This is a genomic window from Flavobacterium sp. KMS (genome assembly GCF_000813005.1).
Taxonomy (GTDB): Bacteria; Bacteroidota; Bacteroidia; order Flavobacteriales; family Flavobacteriaceae; genus Flavobacterium.
Genome location: NZ_JSYP01000001.1, coordinates 316,286 through 331,562, shown reverse-complemented (window position 1 = coordinate 331,562; position 15,277 = coordinate 316,286). Strand labels below are relative to the sequence as shown.

Genomic DNA, 15,277 nt, shown 5'->3' with positions numbered 1-15,277 from the left:
CTGAAACGAATAATTTTCTAAAAAGAGAATCTATAGCTTATTAGTTAACAATTATAGGAAGAGAATAAAGAACTCTAACTTGCTTGTTGTTTTGTATTCCTGGAGTCCATTTAGGAGATGTTTTTAAAACGCGAATAGCTTCAGCACCGGTTCCATAACCAATATCTCTTAAAATTTTGATATCACTCAATGAACCATCTTTTTCTATTATAAACGTCACGTATATTTTGCCCTTCAGATTATCTGTTGGGTTTTTGTAATTTTGTTTTATAAAACTGTCAAAACCAATTAAGCCTCCGGGAAATTCAGGTTTTACTTCTATGCCAGCGGTGTTATAAATTAGATAATCATCGTTAGGAATAGTTCCTTGTGGGGGAATTGTATCATCGATACTTATAGTAAGTGATGCGTCTACGGTAAGTTTATCACCTTCTTTTATTGTTTGAGAAAATGTATTTTGCACAAAGCAAATCAAAATCAGTAATAGAAACTTCTTCATAGATGATGGTTTTAAGGTTTGATTACATTTTATGGATAATGAAAATGGTAGGTCGATTGTGTAAATCTACTTTAATTTTTTTCCAATCAGAAATGCGCATTGTTTTTATAAACTCAGTTGGTAAAGTAATATCTGTAGCAATACAAAGATGTGTTGCGGGATTTAAGATTTGTAAAATATCTTCGACTAGTTTATTATTTCTGTACGGAGTTTCGATAAAAATTTGAGATTGATTTTTATCCTGAGATAATTTCTCAAAATGTTTCAATGCCGATTTTTTTTCGTCTTTGTCTATTGGTAAATACCCATTAAAAGTAAAACTTTGACCGTTCATTCCAGAAGCCATCATGGCTAGTAAAATAGAAGAAGGTCCAACAAGTGGTACTACCTGAATTCCTTTTTCGTGTGCTAATTTTACAATTGCAGCGCCAGGATCAGCAACACCAGGACAACCTGCTTCGCTCATTAAACCCACATTTTTCCCTTCTAATAAAGGTTTTATGAATTCTAAATGCTCGCTATTTTCAGTACGCTTATTTAGTGTGAAAAGAATAAGTTCAGATTGTTTTTTTTCGGGAGAAACGGCTTTGATAGATTTTCTTGCTGTTTTCTCGTTTTCGACTATATAATGGTCTATAAAATCAATGCTTCTCTTTATTGTTTGTGGTAAAACATCCATTGGGTCACTTTCGCCTAAGGTTGTCGGAATCAAATAAAGTTTTCCTAATAAAGAAGTTGATTTCATGTGTTTGATTTTTTAATTTATTAAGACAGATTTCGGTTATTGATGTTTGGCTATTAGTTTTTTAGCGATCACTTCGGCAGCTTCGTCCAGCATTTGATAAACTGAGTTAAAGCCGTTTGGTAAGCCGTAATAGGGATCGGGAACATCAACATTTTCTGCGGGAAATAATTCGTTTAGAATAAGTTGTACTTTATCTTTTTGCTGTTGGTTTTTTGTCAATGCAATAACGTCATTATAGTTGGAATTGTCCATGACGTAGATATAATCGAAGGTATCAAAATCGGAAGTTTTGAATTGTCTTCCTTTTTGATTTGAAATGTTTAAGCCGTTTTTTTGTGCTACTGCGATTGAGCGTTGGTCAGGGTTTCGACCAACATACCAACCGCCCGTTCCTGCCGAATCAACTAAAAAAGTGTCTTTAGGTAATTTTGAAGCTAAAATGCCTTCGGCTAATGGTGATCTGCAAATGTTACCCAAGCAGACCATTAAAATTTTTACGGGCATGGTTCGCGTTTATAGCGTTAATTTTTTGTTGATGTCTTCGACAAATTTCTTGAATTGTTTGTCTGTAGAGACTAAATTGTCAACTGTTTTACAAGCGTGTAATACGGTTGCGTGATCACGATCACCAATTTGTGAGCCAATATTTGCTAAAGATGCTTTAGTGAATTTCTTTGCAAAAAACATCGCCAATTGTCTTGCCTGAACAACGTGCCTCTTTCTAGTTTTAGATTGAAGTGTTTCGATATCCAGTTGGAAATAATCGGATACAATTTTTTGGATGTAATCGATAGAAATTTCTCTTTTTACATTTTTAACGAATTTTTCGACTACGCTTTTAGCCAATTCAATCGTTACTTCTTTTTTGTTGAAAGAAGATTGTGCAATCAACGAAATAATTGCTCCTTCTAGTTCACGTACATTCGATTTAATGTTGCGTGCTACATATTCGATAATATCTTCTGGAATTTCAACTCCGTCACGATATAAAATATTTTTTAAGATAGAAATTCTTGTTTCGTAATCTGGCTGATGTAACTCGGCAGATAATCCCCATTTAAAACGTGATAATAAACGTTGTTCAATGTCTTGCATGTCAACAGGAGCTTTGTCAGAAGTCAAAATTACCTGTTTTCCGTTTTGATGTAAATAATTAAAAATATGGAAGAAAACGTCTTGCGTACCTGATTTTCCAGATAGGAACTGAACGTCATCAATAATTAAAACATCGATTAACTGGTAAAAGTGAATGAAATCATTACGATTATTCTTTTTTACCGAGTCGATATATTGTTGTGTGAAAATTTCGGCAGAAATATATAAAACCGTTTTTTCTGGGTATTTGTCTTTTACTTCAACTCCAATTGCGTGAGCTAAGTGTGTTTTTCCTAAACCAACTCCACCAAAAATCAATAACGGATTAAATGATGTTCCTCCAGGTTTATTGGCAACAGCCATACCTGCAGAACGAGCTAAACGATTTGAGTCTCCTTCAAGGAAATTGTCAAAACTATAGTTCGGGTTTAATTGAGACTCGATTTTTAAATTACGTATTCCTGGAATTACAAATGGGTTTTTTAATTCAGGATTTAAGTTTTTAAACGGAGCGTCAACATCTTGAGGTTTCATAGGTCCTCTATTGGCACTTGGCAATTGTTCCGTAAACGGTTGTTTGTTGCCATAAGTGTTTTCCATTTTGATTTTATAGAGTAACTTTGCATTTTTTCCGAGTTCCTTGGTAAGAGCAACTTTTAGTAATTTTACATAGTGCTCTTCTAACCATTCGTAGAAAAATTTACTTGGAACTTGAATGTATAATGCGTTGTCGGTTAGCTCAACTGATTTGATTGGCTCAAACCAAGTTTTGTACGCTTGATCTTGAATGTTGTCTTTTATAAAAGACAAACAGTTTTCCCATACCGATTGTGCAGTTTTAGTCATAGATTCAAATAAATTATGTGTATTGATAATATTACTCTTATAAAAACGAGGTTGAATAATTGTCATTTTTCAAGATAACAAATATGTGAACAAATTTCGTTAAAAAAAAATATTTCGGGTGGTAATTATCTAAAATATTGTTGTAAGGCGAGGTTTAAAAAATAATTTTTTTTAATAAATAAATAATGAAAAATCATCAAACTCAAGTGCGTGTTCGTTACTCAGAAACGGATCAAATGGGAGTCGTTTATCATGGAAATTATATTCCTTATTTTGAAATTGGACGAGTGGAATGGCTTAGAAACAAAGGGGTTTCGTATAAAAGCATGGAAGAAAGCGGGATCGCTTTGCCAATTGTTTCAATGAATATTAATTATAAAAAATCGGCACGATATGATGAGTTGTTAACGGTGCATACAACATTTAAAAGTCAGTCTTCTGTCAAGATAGAATTTGATTGCGAGATTTATAACGAGTCAAATGAGTTATTAACAACTGCTGTCTTTATTTTGGTTTTTGTGTCCTTAAAAACGGGTCGTCCAACAGCTCCTCCAAGCTATATTTTGGAGCTTCTTAAAAAGATTGAATAATTGCTAAAATTTACCATAAATGAAAATGATTTTAGCATAATTTTATTCCTATTTCAAACATTGAATCAAAAATGTCGAATATCATTTCGGCATTTTTTTTGCGAATTTGGATCGTTATTTTGCCAATTGGGAGTCCAGAATCTTCGTCGATTTCCATTTCTTGTGAGACAATCTCCAATCTTTTTTCTTTGATAACTCGCATTACTTTATTCATGTTTTTGTAATCAAAAGAGATTAAAAACTGTACATCAATGGTTTTTTCGACAATTTCGCAAACTTCTAATGCCATTTGTGCAGTTGTTCTGTAAGCGGCTATTAATCCTCCTACGCCTAATTTAATTCCTCCATATATACGTACAACAACAATAAGAACGTTTGTCACGCTAAAAGATTGTATTTGCCCGTAAATAGGCATTCCTGCTGTATTGCTCGGTTCTCCATCATCGTTGGCTCTGTAGCTTACGGTAGGTTCGATGCCTAATTGATAAGCATAGCAATAATGTACAGCACTTGGGTGTTGCTTTTTTAGGGCTTCGATTATAGGTTTTACTTCTTCTTCGGATGTAATAGGATAAGCATAGCCAAAAAATTTGCTACTTTTTTCTTTATACAGTACTTCTTCCGATGGGAATGCTATCGTTTGATAGGTATCTTTAATTTCCAAGATTGTTTTCTAAATTATTTTTTTATCAAATAAATCTACGACATCTTCTTTTCCTACTTGTAAGTTCCATACCTGAAGACCAAGTTCGGCAGCAGCATTGGTATTTTCGATTTTGTCGTCTACAAACAAAGTTCGTTTTGGGGATAACTCGTGTTTGTTTATTATATAGGTATAAGCTTCGTGATTCGGTTTTCTCATTCCTATTTCGAATGAAAAGTAAACTTTTTCAAAGCATTGGTAGAAATCACTATAAAATGATACCCCTGTTTTATGTTCGAATGTTTTAATATGAATAGAGTCGGTGTTGCTTAATAAGAACAATCTGTATTTCTCAGAAAGCATCTGAAGAAACTCTAATCGGTATAATGGAAAATCTAGCAGAACAGCATTCCAGGCATTCAGGATTTCTTTTGCAGATGCATTAGGAATCTCTTTTTGAAACCCTGATATAAATTCTTCGGGAGTAATGTTACCAGTTTCGAATTTAATATTTAATTGATCTAGATTATTATTCCATTCAGTCAGTCCAAGTTTTTTTAGTCCATCAACTGTAGCTTGTTTGTCTAAGTTGATGAATATATCTCCAAAATCAAAAATAATAGTATCAATCATGGTTTCTAACTTGTATTAATTCGTCTTTACCAATGTAGGTTTTTTTATTTTTTATGCCAGCAATTATAGGGGCTTTAGTACCTTTTGTAAAGTAGGTGTTTCCAATAAAAAAACGTCCTTCATCCCATAGGTTAGTATCGATAAAGGATTGTAAAGTTTGTAATCCGCCTTCGATAATAATTGATTGAATTTGATGTTGGTATAAAACTGCAAGTATTTGCGGGATTATATTTTCTTTAAAATCAATTACTTCAAAGATAAGGTTTTCTTTTTCAATGGCAATTTTGGATTTTGTAAATACAATAGTTTTAACATCATTGCTAAAAATATGACTGTCTTGAGGAATGCGATTGTTTTGATCCAGAACAACGCGCACAGGATTGTTACCAGCCCAATCACGAGTATTTAATTTAGGATTGTCGTCAATAACAGTTTGTGTTCCTACCAGAATAGCTTGTTCTTCGCTTCGCCATTTATGTACCAATTGTCGTGAATAGGCATTGGTAATCCAGATTGGTTCTCTTTTTATAATTGTATCGTTATCTTTTTCTGGAGCGAGAAATCCATCTTTAGATTCTGCCCATTTTAAGATTATATAAGGTCTTTTTTGTTGATGAAATGTAAAAAAGCGTTTGTTTAGTTCATTGCATTCATCTTCGAGGACTCCAATGGTAACTTTCGTTCCTGCTTCAAGGAGTTTTTTAATTCCTTTGCCGGCAACTTTTTCGTTTGGATCTACAGTCCCAACAACTACATTCGGAATTTCGTTTGCAATAATTAAGTCGCAACAAGGTGGTGTTTTTCCAAAATGACTACATGGTTCTAAGCTTACATAAATAGTTGATTTTTTGAGCAATGATTTATCTTTTACTGAGTTTACAGCATTTACTTCGGCATGAGGTTCGCCTGCTTTTTTATGCCAGCCTTCTCCTATAATAGTATCATTATAAACGATTACGCTACCAACCATTGGGTTTGGGTATGTAGTTCCTAAGCCATTTTTGGCAAGTTGTATGCAGCGTTTTATGTATTTTTCATGTATATTCACAATGCAAAAGTAGTTATTTTTGAGTTTATGATTTAGTTTTGAATCTATCTAAAATAACAATAAAGTATATTTACTTTTGTACATTGTATAAGACAGAATAAGAAGAAATGGAAAATTGGATTATCAGAAAAATAACTAAAGAAGACAATCAGGCTGTGGCACAATTGATAAGAGCCGTTTTTGATGAGTTGAATATCCCGAAAGTAGGAACTGCATACGAAGATCCGTATTTGGATTTTATGTTTGAAGAATATAATAAGCCTAAAGCAGTTTATTATGTGGTCGAAAATAATGATAAAATTGTGGGTTGTGCCGGAATTGCCCCGCTGGAGAACGAAGCGCCAACAATTTGTGAATTGCAAAAAATGTACTTTTTACCAGCAACTCGTGGTTTGGGAATAGGAAGTAAAATGATGGAAAAATGTTTGGAGAGTGCTAAGGATTTTGGTTTTGAGAATTGTTATATCGAAACGATGCCTTTTATGCATGCTGCTCAAAAATTATATAAAAAATCAGGTTTTGAATATCTTGATGCGCCAATGGGATGCACGGGTCATACTTCATGCCCAGTTTGGATGTTGAAAAAGTTATAAGTTTATGAAAAAAATTATTGTTGGAATTGTTTTGGTTTCAATTCTGTTTTCGTGTAAAGATGCTAAAGAAACGAAAACAGAAAAAATTATTGGAGTTAGTAAAAAAACTATTGTAAAAGATTCTGTTCAGGAAAAAGAAGTAGTTTCGGAGGAGGAGTTTAAAAATGACTTTGATATTTTGCTTGCGCGAAGTTATAGAAGTTATGGAGAAGAAAATCCTGCTGTTGCTTTAACTAAAAAGTGGATTGATTTGTATGAGCAGAATGGGGAATATTATTTAGGAAAAGCAGATTTTAAAATAGAAAAAGGATTTGATGAATGTTCGGGAGATTCCTTAGTGTCTGTTCTTGCTAAAAATAAATCAATCATTTTTATGGATTTGCCTGATTTGAAATTGGGAAAAATAAAGTCTTTAAAGATTGAAGAAGATAAAATTTGGCCAGACGAAAAACTAACTTTTGCCTTTAATAATGTTAATTATACTTTGCGTGGGGAAGGTAAAGTTCTTTCTTCGGAAATGGTTTCTACAGATGATAATACAGAGGAAGTTTTTAAGAAGGTCGAAAATTATAAGCTTTATCTGTCTACAGGAAATACTACTGAAAAATTGCTTTTATCGGAAGAATCGTTTAATGATACTTTTGTTAAGTTGATTTTTGCAGGAGATATTGATAACGATGGGAAATTAGATTTTGTTTTTAGCGCAAATAGACATTATGAAGAGGAGCGGGTGATTCTGTTTCTTTCGAGTAAAGCTAAAAGTGGTGAGGCGATGAAGAGGGTTTCTGAAATTGCAGTAGGATTTGATTGCTAATTAAACCTGCTTTTAACAACAAGTATAAAATGAAAATAAAACAATACAGAACGCAATTTATTCAAGAGCTTTCGGGAATTTATGATGTTCTGGAAGTGGAGAGTTTCTTCTATTTAATTCTGGAAGAGAAACGAAATCTCAAACAAATAGATTTGGCTTTAAACCCAGATTTGTTTTTTTCGGACGAAGAAATTGCTGATTGGAGTATTCTGGTGACTGAATTAAAAAAGGAAATCCCGATACAATATTTGTTAGGAAAAACGAATTTTTACGGATTAGATTTTGAGGTAAACTCAAACGTTCTGATTCCGCGACCAGAAACGGAAGAATTGGTTGAGTGGATTATTAAAGAGGATTTAAAGGTTGGGAAATCCAAAAACTTAAGAATTCTGGATATAGGTACAGGAAGTGGTTGTATTGCTATTTCGTTGGCAAAAAATATTTCTCATGCTCAGGTTTTTGCAATTGATGTCTCGGAGAATGCTTTAGCTACTGCCAAAAGAAATGCTGAGACCAATGGGGTTTCGGTTACTTTTTTGCTTCAGAATATTCTGGAAACAGAAGATTTAATGCAGGAGTTTGATGTCATTGTTTCGAATCCGCCTTATGTAAGGAATCTTGAAAAAGAGGAAATTAAGAAGAATGTATTAGATTATGAACCGCATTTGGCACTTTTTGTTGCTGATAATGATGCACTTATTTTTTATAGAAAAATAGCTGAACTAGCGCAAAAGAATCTGAAAAAAAACGGAAGTCTTTATTTTGAAATCAATCAGTATTTAGGGAAAGAAACCGTTGAATTGCTTGAGGATTTAGGTTTTAAAAACATCGAATTACGAAAGGATATTTACGATAATGACAGGATGATTTTTTGTGTGAAATAAGTTTTTTTTAGGGTAAGATGTATTTTGTAAAAAGTGAAATGAGGGTTTCCTGCAAGGTTTTCAAAAACTTGTAGGAGATGAGGACATGACTTGAAAACGTAAGTTGTAAAATAGCCCCGATTGCAGTGGAAATCCTTTTATCTTGATTTTTCTCAAGATATAAGATTGGAACGTAAAGCGGGACAGTTCGTGTTATGTAACGATTAAGTTGTGCTCCTGCAAACTTTCTTTTGGTAAAATGAAATATGTAAAATGTAGATGTTATACTGAAGCTGAAAACTGCGACTGAATACTATTCATAGCGTAAAGCTTCGATAGGGTCGAGTTGAGATGCTTTTATTGCAGGGTATAATCCTGACACAATGGCAACTACAAAACTGGTGCCGAAAGCAGCGAAAATTGCCATCCATGGAATTACGAATACAAATTTCATTGCTGTTGCAAAGGCTAAGCCAACTAAGATTCCAAGAATAATTCCGATTAAACCTCCTAATTGTCCTATAAGTAAGGTTTCGATAAAGAATTGTACAGCAATAGTTGTTTTTTTTGCTCCGAGAGCTTTACGAACACCGATTTCGCGGGTACGCTCTGTTACCGATACTATCATGATATTCATTAAGGCTATAGAGGAGCCTAAGATAGTAATGACGCTTATAATCCATGCTGCCCAGCCAAGGTATTGTGTGATGCTGAGGATGCGATTGATAAGATCATCGCTTCGTACTACGCCAAAATTATTATCGCGTATAGGACTTAATTTTCGAACTCGACGCATAGTGCTTGTTGCGTTATCGATGGCTTGATCCAGTAATTCTTTTTTGGAAACCATTACGCTTATCGTGTAATTTATATTCGGAGCTGTAAATAAGGAGCGTGCTACCTGTATAGGGATTAATACTCGTAAATCCTGACTGTTTCCAAATGTGGATCCTTTTTCTTTTAGTACGCCAATAACTTTAAATCGTGCGCCACGAATAGAAATGATTTTATCGATTGGGTTTACATCTTTTAATAATCCTTTCATAAAATCGGAACCTAGTACACATACGTAAGTATTATTCTCGATATCAAACTGATTAAATGTTCTGCCAATGCTGGTTTCAAGACCAGAATTACCAATAAAATGTTCGTCGACTCCAAGTACTTTAATTTCAGGATCGGTTTTGGTGCCAAGATATTTTACTTCGGCTGTAGAGGTTGCTGTAAATGAAAGCGATGTTTCGGTAAATGGATATCTATATTTATTTTTGAATGCAACGGCTTCGGGATAAGAAATAATAGGATTTATGATTTCTCTTTCGTTACCGCCACGGTTTCGAACTTCGTTTTCGTATTGGTTTATATTAAAGGTATTTGCTCCCATAGAAGCAAAATCGGTAGAAATAGTGTTCTCTAATGCCGAAACTACAGTTAAAATCCCAACTAAAGCAGTGATGCCTATTGCAATAATTAAAACGGTAAGGATGGTACGTAATAATTGTGTTCGAATGGAACCAAATGCAATCCGGATATTTTCTTTGAATAATTTTAGCATCATACTAGTTTGTCACGAAAATACAATTTTTGTTACAAGTTTGTTTTAGAAGAGTCATTATTTATTTTAAAAAGTGAGATATTTGCACTCGATTAGAATTTAAGATTTCGAAAGTAAATCTAAAGACTAAAATCAGCAATCTAAAATATCAAAGAGAAATGGCATCAAAAGCTAGTATTCCTAAAGGGACCAGAGATTTTTCACCAACAGAGGTGGCAAAACGTCAATATATTATTCAGATTATAAAAAATAATTTCGAGAAGTTCGGTTTTCAACCAATCGAAACGCCTTCGTTTGAGAATTCGGAAACCTTAATGGGAAAATATGGTGAAGAAGGTGATCGCTTGATTTTTAAAATATTGAATTCTGGGAATTTTTTCTTTGACAAAAAAAATAAAATAGAATTACCAGGAACTATTGCGCAATTGCAAGATTTGGCAGCTGATAAATTATCAACTGAAGAAAGAATTGAATTAAATTCTTTTACTAAGAAAATCTCTGAAAAAGCGTTGCGATATGATTTAACTGTTCCGTTTGCAAGATATGTGGTACAGCACCAAAACGAGATTGAATTTCCTTTTAAAAGGTATCAGATTCAGCCAGTTTGGAGGGCAGATAATCCTCAAAAAGGACGTTTTAGAGAGTTTTTTCAATGTGATGCCGATGTGGTTGGTTCTAAATCATTATGGCAAGAAGTAGAGTTGGTACAATTATATGATACTGTTTTTACCTCTTTAGGTTTAAGTGGTGTAACTATAAAAATAAACAACCGAAAAATATTATCTGGAATTGCTGAGGTTATTGGTGCTTCGGATAAATTAATTGATTTTACGGTTGCGTTGGATAAGCTTGATAAAATAGGCGAAGATGGTGTGAAGAAAGAAATGATGGAGAAAGGAATTTCGGAAGAAGCGCTTGTAAAAGTGCAGCCATTATTTAGTTTTACAGGAACGATCTCAGATAAAATTAATCAGCTTTCAGTTTTATTAGCTTCTTCTGAAGAAGGAATGAAAGGGGTAGAGGAGTTGCGTTTTATTTGTGACAATGTGTCTAACTTAGGATTGTCTACAGCAATTTTAGATTTGGATGTTACGCTTGCTCGTGGACTGAACTATTATACAGGAGCGATTTTTGAAATAGCTCCACCTAAAACTGTTGCCATGGGTTCTATTGGCGGTGGCGGAAGATACGATGATTTAACTGGTGTTTTTGGATTGAAAAACATGAGTGGTGTTGGAATCTCTTTCGGGTTAGATCGTATTTATTTAGTGCTTGAGGAATTGCAATTATTTCCTGATACGGTTACGGCAACCTCTAAAGCTTTGTTTATAAACTACGGTGATAAAGAGGCTTTTTATGCACTTAAAGCGATTCAGGAATTAAGAAAAGAAAATATAAAAGTAGAGTTGTATCCAGATAATGTAAAGGTAGGAAAGCAGTTTCAGCATGCTGATAAACGTATGATTCCTTTTGCTGTTATTGCTGGTGAACAAGAAATAGAGTCGAATATGTACTCGCTTAAAAACTTACTAACGGGCGAACAAGTTTCGGTTGATTTAGAAGGTTTGAAAGCTGCTTTATTAGTATAAGGGTTTAACCGCAAAGTGCGCTAAGATTTAATTTTACTCACGCATAGAAAACACAAAGTTCACAAAGCCAGATGAATACAAGCTTAGCGAACTTTGTGTTTTATAAAACCATACTTTTGAAAAATTTTAGTGATTTTTGCGGTTGTTTCGCAGAATTTTTGTTTTGAAAGAAGAATGTAAATTTCATAAAGCTTTGGTAGTGATTGTGCTAGTGAATTATTAGCGCTGATCGGCTTAAATCTTTTTAAATTTGCGTAAAATAATTGGTGAGAAAGAAAAAAAAGCCTTTAATTTGCGGCCTTGTGTTACGGGCGTAGTTCAAGGGTAGAATAGCGGTCTCCAAAACCGTTGATGGGGGTTCGAATCCCTCCGCCCGTGCAATAAAAATATATTAAATAACAAATAAGTTATAAAATATTTTTCAGAAGCTTTCTTGGAGTTAAAGGTAAAAAGCATAAAAAAAAGCTTCGTCTATCAGGCGAAGCTTTTTTTAATATAAGGTAAAGTTGAATTAATAATTTATTATAAAGCCGAAGCTAACCTTAAATTCAATTTTTGATAGGTAATAATTAATTGTAATTACTTCAAATGTATTTATTCTAAATCGCAATTATCTTAAAATTATACTAATTTTTTTGAGAATATGATAGTTTTAGATACATTGCCTAAAGACTTGATAGAGTAGGAATTTGTCAAAAGATGACAATTTGACATTTTATAAGGTTTGGCAGTACTTTTGCAATCCATAGAAAAGAATAAAAAATGAAGTTTAAGAATATTTTTAAAAATAAAAGTAATATGACTACGGAAAATACAGAAATCGATCAAGAAATAGATGACGTAACGTTAGAGAATAATGCCAATGGCGAACAGATTATTATTGAGGAATTAAGTGTAGAAGAACAACTAGCTCAAGACTTAGCAAAAGAAAAAGATAAATTTTTACGTTTGTTTGCTGAGTTTGAAAATTACAAAAAAAGAACTTCAAAAGAAAGAATAGATTTGTTTAAAACGGCTAATCAAGAGGTATTATTGGCAATGCTTCCAGTATTAGATGATTTTGACAGAGCAATGGTTGAGATCAACAAATCTGAAAATGAAACATTGACTAAAGGAGTTGAGTTAATTCACGAAAAACTTAAAGGAACATTGGTTGCTAAAGGTTTAGAGCAAATTGAAGTGAGAGCAGGAGATGCATTTAATGCTGATTATGCTGAAGCTATTACTCAAATTCCAGCACCTTCTGATAAATTGAAAGGTAAAATCGTTGATGTTATAGAAAAAGGATACAAATTAGGAGACAAAATTATTCGTTTCCCTAAAGTTGTTGTAGGAAACTAAAATGTCAAATTATAACTCCCAAATCCCAAATAAATAGTTTTGAGTCTTCAGAATTGAGTTATTTATTGGGTTTTGTTTTTTGGAATTTAAACAATTATGAAAAAAGATTTTTACGAAATATTAGGCATTTCAAAAAATGCGGATGCTGCCGAGATCAAAAAAGCGTACCGTAAATGTGCGTTGAAATATCATCCGGATAAAAATCCAGACGACAAACAGGCAGAAGAGAACTTCAAATTGGCTGCAGAAGCGTATGAAGTTTTAAGCGACCCTAATAAAAAAGCCAAATACGATCAATACGGTCACCAAGCCTTTGATGGTTCAGGTGGTTTTGGAGGTGGTGGTCATGGTGGCATGAATATGGATGACATATTCAGTCAGTTTGGCGACATCTTCGGAGGCGGATTTGGTGGTTTCGGAGGCGGTGGAGGCGGAGGTCCTCGTCGTACTAAAGGAAGTAATCTTAGAATTAAAGTTAAATTAACTTTAGAAGAGGTTGCAAATGGTGTTGAGAAAAAAGTAAAAGTAAAACGTAAGGTTCAAGCCAAAGGGGTTACTTATAAAACATGTTCTACATGTAACGGTCAAGGGCAGGTAATGCGTGTGACTAATACTATTTTAGGTAGAATGCAATCAGCTTCGACTTGTCCAACTTGTGGAGGTTCTGGTCAGATTTTAGATAAAAAACCTAGCAATGCAGATTCGCAAGGTATGGTTCAGGAAGATGAAACTGTATCAATCAAAATTCCTGCAGGAGTTGTTGATGGAATGCAGCTTAAAGTTTCTGGTAAAGGAAACGATGCTCCAGGAAACAGTGTTCCAGGTGATTTAATTGTTGCAATTGAAGAACTTGAGCATGAATTCTTGAAACGTGAAGGCGAAAATTTACATTACGATTTATACATAAGCTTTCCAGAAGCTGTTTTAGGTATCTCTAAAGATATTGAAGCAATTAACGGAAAAGTGAGAATTAAATTAGAAGAAGGAATTCAATCTGGAAAAATCTTAAGATTAAAAGGAAAAGGAATTCCAAGTATCAATGGATACGGAAATGGAGATTTATTGGTTCATGTGAATGTTTGGACACCAAAAACATTGAGCAAAGATCAAAAACAATTTTTTGAAAATGCTTTAACAGACGACCATTTTATTCCAAGTCCTGAGAAAACGGATAAATCATTTTTTGAAAAAGTAAAAGATATGTTTTCATAAACACATCTTAATCTTTTATAAAACGTTACAATTAATTTACAAACCCATCTTAAATTTATTTTAGGATGGGTTTTTTTTGTAACAATATGAAGTTTTCGCTACTAATTATTTACTTTTACACACGCTAAACCAAAAAGGTTAAGTAGTCAAGTAGACGTAGTAAATCCAAAAAAAAAGCATGAGCAACTTACTCGAAGTACATAATGTCGTAAAACAATACGGTGATTATGTTGCGCTTAACGAAGTTTCATTAAATGTCCCAAAAGGTAGTATTTACGGATTATTAGGTCCTAATGGAGCGGGAAAAACATCACTTATACGAATTATAAATCAAATTACTTATCCAGATAGTGGAGAAGTGATTCTTGATGGTGAGAAATTACAGCCTAAACACGTACAACATATCGGATATCTTCCTGAAGAAAGGGGATTGTATAGTTCTATGAAAGTAGGAGAGCAATGTTTGTATCTAGCTCAGATGAAAGGATTATCTAAAGCTGAAGCTAAGAAACAATTAGATTATTGGTTTGACAGATTAGAAATTCAAGGTTGGTGGAACAAGAAAGTTCAGGAATTATCTAAAGGAATGGCACAGAAAATTCAGTTTGTGGTTTGTGTATTGCATAAACCAAAATTGTTGATTTTTGATGAGCCATTTTCTGGTTTTGATCCAGTTAATGCCAATGTCATAAAAGATGAAATTTTGGCATTAAAAGAGCAAGGTTCGACTATTATTTTTTCGACACATCGTATGGAAAGTGTTGAAGAACTTTGTGATCATATTGCTTTGATTCATAAATCGAATAAACTGATAGAAGGTAAGCTGATTGATGTAAAAAGACAGTTTAAAACAAATAGTTTTGAAGTTGGGATATTAACAAACAATATCGAAGGATTGATGTATGATATTTCGCAAAAGTTTACCGTTTTACCAGCACATTTTAAATCATTGGGTGACGAATTAAAACTGGAAATTCAGATAGGAAATGCAACTCCAAATGATTTGTTGAATGTATTAACACAACGCGGACAGGTGACTCATTTTGTTGAGAAAATTCCAAGTGTAAACGATATTTTTATTCAAACAGTAACTTCTTAGATCTTTAGATCATTAGACTACTTAGATTTTAGACTGAATTTAAGAGTCAAAAATGTAATCTAAGAAGTCTAAGAAAGTCTAAAATCTAAGCAAGTCTAAGCAGTCTAATAAT

Annotated in this window: 16 protein-coding genes and 1 tRNA gene; 9 read left to right on the top strand and 8 right to left on the bottom strand. The window is 33.4% G+C overall.

Translation table 11 applies throughout. The annotated features are described in order from the left end of the window. Positions 1–40: 40 nt before the first annotated feature. The 4 genes from OA93_RS01440 to dnaA are packed head-to-tail and all read right to left on the bottom strand — an operon-like array spanning position 41 to position 3,185. Positions 41–499, bottom strand: coding sequence for an energy transducer TonB (locus OA93_RS01440; RefSeq protein ID WP_082001747.1), 459 nt, complete (start codon positions 497–499; stop codon positions 41–43). 22 nt (positions 500–521) lie between these two features. After that, entirely contained in the window at positions 522–1,244 is a 723-nt protein-coding gene (locus OA93_RS01435) for an SAM-dependent methyltransferase (protein WP_039111320.1), read from the bottom strand. 36 nt (positions 1,245–1,280) lie between these two features. After that, complete coding sequence (locus OA93_RS01430; protein WP_039111319.1) at positions 1,281–1,748, bottom strand: low molecular weight protein-tyrosine-phosphatase; 468 nt, start codon at positions 1,746–1,748, stop codon at positions 1,281–1,283. 9 nt (positions 1,749–1,757) lie between these two features. Continuing rightward, positions 1,758–3,185 (bottom strand): chromosomal replication initiator protein DnaA, encoded by a 1,428-nt coding sequence (gene dnaA, locus OA93_RS01425; RefSeq protein WP_039111581.1) that lies wholly within the window; start codon positions 3,183–3,185, stop codon positions 1,758–1,760. A 185-nt stretch (positions 3,186–3,370) separates the two neighbouring features. On the opposite strand from dnaA, the gene OA93_RS01420 reads away from it, so the two are divergent. Continuing rightward, complete coding sequence (locus tag OA93_RS01420; protein WP_039111317.1) at positions 3,371–3,775, top strand: thioesterase family protein; 405 nt, start codon at positions 3,371–3,373, stop codon at positions 3,773–3,775. 31 nt (positions 3,776–3,806) lie between these two features. Here OA93_RS01420 and OA93_RS01415 read toward each other — a convergent pair whose 3' ends face one another. Genes OA93_RS01415 through ribD form a run of 3 tightly spaced genes read right to left on the bottom strand, consistent with a single transcriptional unit; the run spans position 3,807 to position 6,099 of the window. Beyond that, positions 3,807–4,439, bottom strand: a complete 633-nt coding sequence (locus tag OA93_RS01415) for a YigZ family protein (protein ID WP_039111310.1) — start codon at positions 4,437–4,439, stop codon at positions 3,807–3,809. A gap of 9 nt (positions 4,440–4,448) precedes the next feature. Beyond that, positions 4,449–5,051 (bottom strand): HAD family phosphatase, encoded by a 603-nt coding sequence (locus OA93_RS01410; RefSeq protein ID WP_039111308.1) that lies wholly within the window; start codon positions 5,049–5,051, stop codon positions 4,449–4,451. Next, complete coding sequence (gene ribD, locus OA93_RS01405) at positions 5,044–6,099, bottom strand: bifunctional diaminohydroxyphosphoribosylaminopyrimidine deaminase/5-amino-6-(5-phosphoribosylamino)uracil reductase RibD (protein ID WP_039111306.1); 1,056 nt, start codon at positions 6,097–6,099, stop codon at positions 5,044–5,046. Before ribD ends, OA93_RS01410 begins: the two co-directional genes overlap by 8 nt. Before the next feature lie 107 nt (positions 6,100–6,206). On the opposite strand from ribD, the gene OA93_RS01400 reads away from it, so the two are divergent. From OA93_RS01400 to prmC, 3 genes are read left to right on the top strand one after another with little or no spacing between them, the layout of a single operon-like run. Next, entirely contained in the window at positions 6,207–6,692 is a 486-nt protein-coding gene (locus OA93_RS01400; RefSeq protein ID WP_039111304.1) for a GNAT family N-acetyltransferase, read from the top strand. Between the two features lie 4 nt (positions 6,693–6,696). Further along, positions 6,697–7,506 (top strand): hypothetical protein, encoded by an 810-nt coding sequence (locus OA93_RS23990; RefSeq protein WP_052259336.1) that lies wholly within the window; start codon positions 6,697–6,699, stop codon positions 7,504–7,506. Between the two features lie 29 nt (positions 7,507–7,535). Then, positions 7,536–8,390 carry a peptide chain release factor N(5)-glutamine methyltransferase gene (gene prmC / locus OA93_RS01390; protein ID WP_039111302.1) on the top strand — a complete coding sequence of 285 codons (855 nt, stop codon included), beginning with the start codon at positions 7,536–7,538 and terminating at the stop codon, positions 8,388–8,390. 292 nt (positions 8,391–8,682) lie between these two features. On the opposite strand, the gene OA93_RS01385 is transcribed toward prmC, so the two are convergent. Continuing rightward, a complete protein-coding gene (locus OA93_RS01385; protein WP_039111300.1) occupies positions 8,683–9,927 on the bottom strand; it encodes an ABC transporter permease in 1,245 nt (414 codons plus the stop codon). A 155-nt stretch (positions 9,928–10,082) separates the two neighbouring features. Between OA93_RS01385 and hisS the strand changes: the two genes are divergently transcribed. The 5 genes from hisS to OA93_RS01360 all read left to right on the top strand — a co-directional run bounded on the left by hisS (position 10,083) and on the right by OA93_RS01360 (position 15,165). After that, entirely contained in the window at positions 10,083–11,513 is a 1,431-nt protein-coding gene (gene hisS, locus OA93_RS01380) for a histidine--tRNA ligase (RefSeq protein ID WP_039111298.1), read from the top strand. 307 nt (positions 11,514–11,820) lie between these two features. Next, positions 11,821–11,891 (top strand) — tRNA-Trp (locus OA93_RS01375). A gap of 384 nt (positions 11,892–12,275) precedes the next feature. Next, the gene (locus OA93_RS01370) at positions 12,276–12,854 is read left to right on the top strand and encodes a nucleotide exchange factor GrpE (RefSeq protein ID WP_039111297.1); all 579 of its coding nucleotides are present in this window, start codon (positions 12,276–12,278) and stop codon (positions 12,852–12,854) included. Between the two features lie 96 nt (positions 12,855–12,950). Beyond that, on the top strand, positions 12,951–14,066 hold the full coding sequence (gene dnaJ / locus OA93_RS01365) for a molecular chaperone DnaJ (protein ID WP_039111295.1): 1,116 nt from the start codon (positions 12,951–12,953) through the stop codon (positions 14,064–14,066). Positions 14,067–14,244: 178 nt separating this feature from the next. Further along, entirely contained in the window at positions 14,245–15,165 is a 921-nt protein-coding gene (locus OA93_RS01360) for an ATP-binding cassette domain-containing protein (RefSeq protein ID WP_039111294.1), read from the top strand. Positions 15,166–15,277: the final 112 nt, after the last annotated feature.

What these genes read in the sequence shown, in the direction of transcription:
- OA93_RS01440 (WP_082001747.1), bottom strand. Translation starts at nt 499, where the DNA reads ATGAAGAAGTTTCTATTACTGATTTTGATTTGCTTTGTGCAAAATACA.
- OA93_RS01435 (WP_039111320.1), bottom strand. Translation starts at nt 1,244, where the DNA reads ATGAAATCAACTTCTTTATTAGGAAAACTTTATTTGATTCCGACAACC.
- OA93_RS01430 (WP_039111319.1), bottom strand. Translation starts at nt 1,748, where the DNA reads ATGCCCGTAAAAATTTTAATGGTCTGCTTGGGTAACATTTGCAGATCA.
- dnaA (WP_039111581.1), bottom strand. Translation starts at nt 3,185, where the DNA reads ATGACTAAAACTGCACAATCGGTATGGGAAAACTGTTTGTCTTTTATA.
- OA93_RS01420 (WP_039111317.1), top strand. Translation starts at nt 3,371, where the DNA reads ATGAAAAATCATCAAACTCAAGTGCGTGTTCGTTACTCAGAAACGGAT.
- OA93_RS01410 (WP_039111308.1), bottom strand. Translation starts at nt 5,051, where the DNA reads ATGATTGATACTATTATTTTTGATTTTGGAGATATATTCATCAACTTA.
- OA93_RS01400 (WP_039111304.1), top strand. Translation starts at nt 6,207, where the DNA reads ATGGAAAATTGGATTATCAGAAAAATAACTAAAGAAGACAATCAGGCT.
- OA93_RS23990 (WP_052259336.1), top strand. Translation starts at nt 6,697, where the DNA reads ATGAAAAAAATTATTGTTGGAATTGTTTTGGTTTCAATTCTGTTTTCG.
- prmC (WP_039111302.1), top strand. Translation starts at nt 7,536, where the DNA reads ATGAAAATAAAACAATACAGAACGCAATTTATTCAAGAGCTTTCGGGA.
- OA93_RS01385 (WP_039111300.1), bottom strand. Translation starts at nt 9,927, where the DNA reads ATGATGCTAAAATTATTCAAAGAAAATATCCGGATTGCATTTGGTTCC.
- hisS (WP_039111298.1), top strand. Translation starts at nt 10,083, where the DNA reads ATGGCATCAAAAGCTAGTATTCCTAAAGGGACCAGAGATTTTTCACCA.
- OA93_RS01370 (WP_039111297.1), top strand. Translation starts at nt 12,276, where the DNA reads ATGAAGTTTAAGAATATTTTTAAAAATAAAAGTAATATGACTACGGAA.
- dnaJ (WP_039111295.1), top strand. Translation starts at nt 12,951, where the DNA reads ATGAAAAAAGATTTTTACGAAATATTAGGCATTTCAAAAAATGCGGAT.
- OA93_RS01360 (WP_039111294.1), top strand. Translation starts at nt 14,245, where the DNA reads ATGAGCAACTTACTCGAAGTACATAATGTCGTAAAACAATACGGTGAT.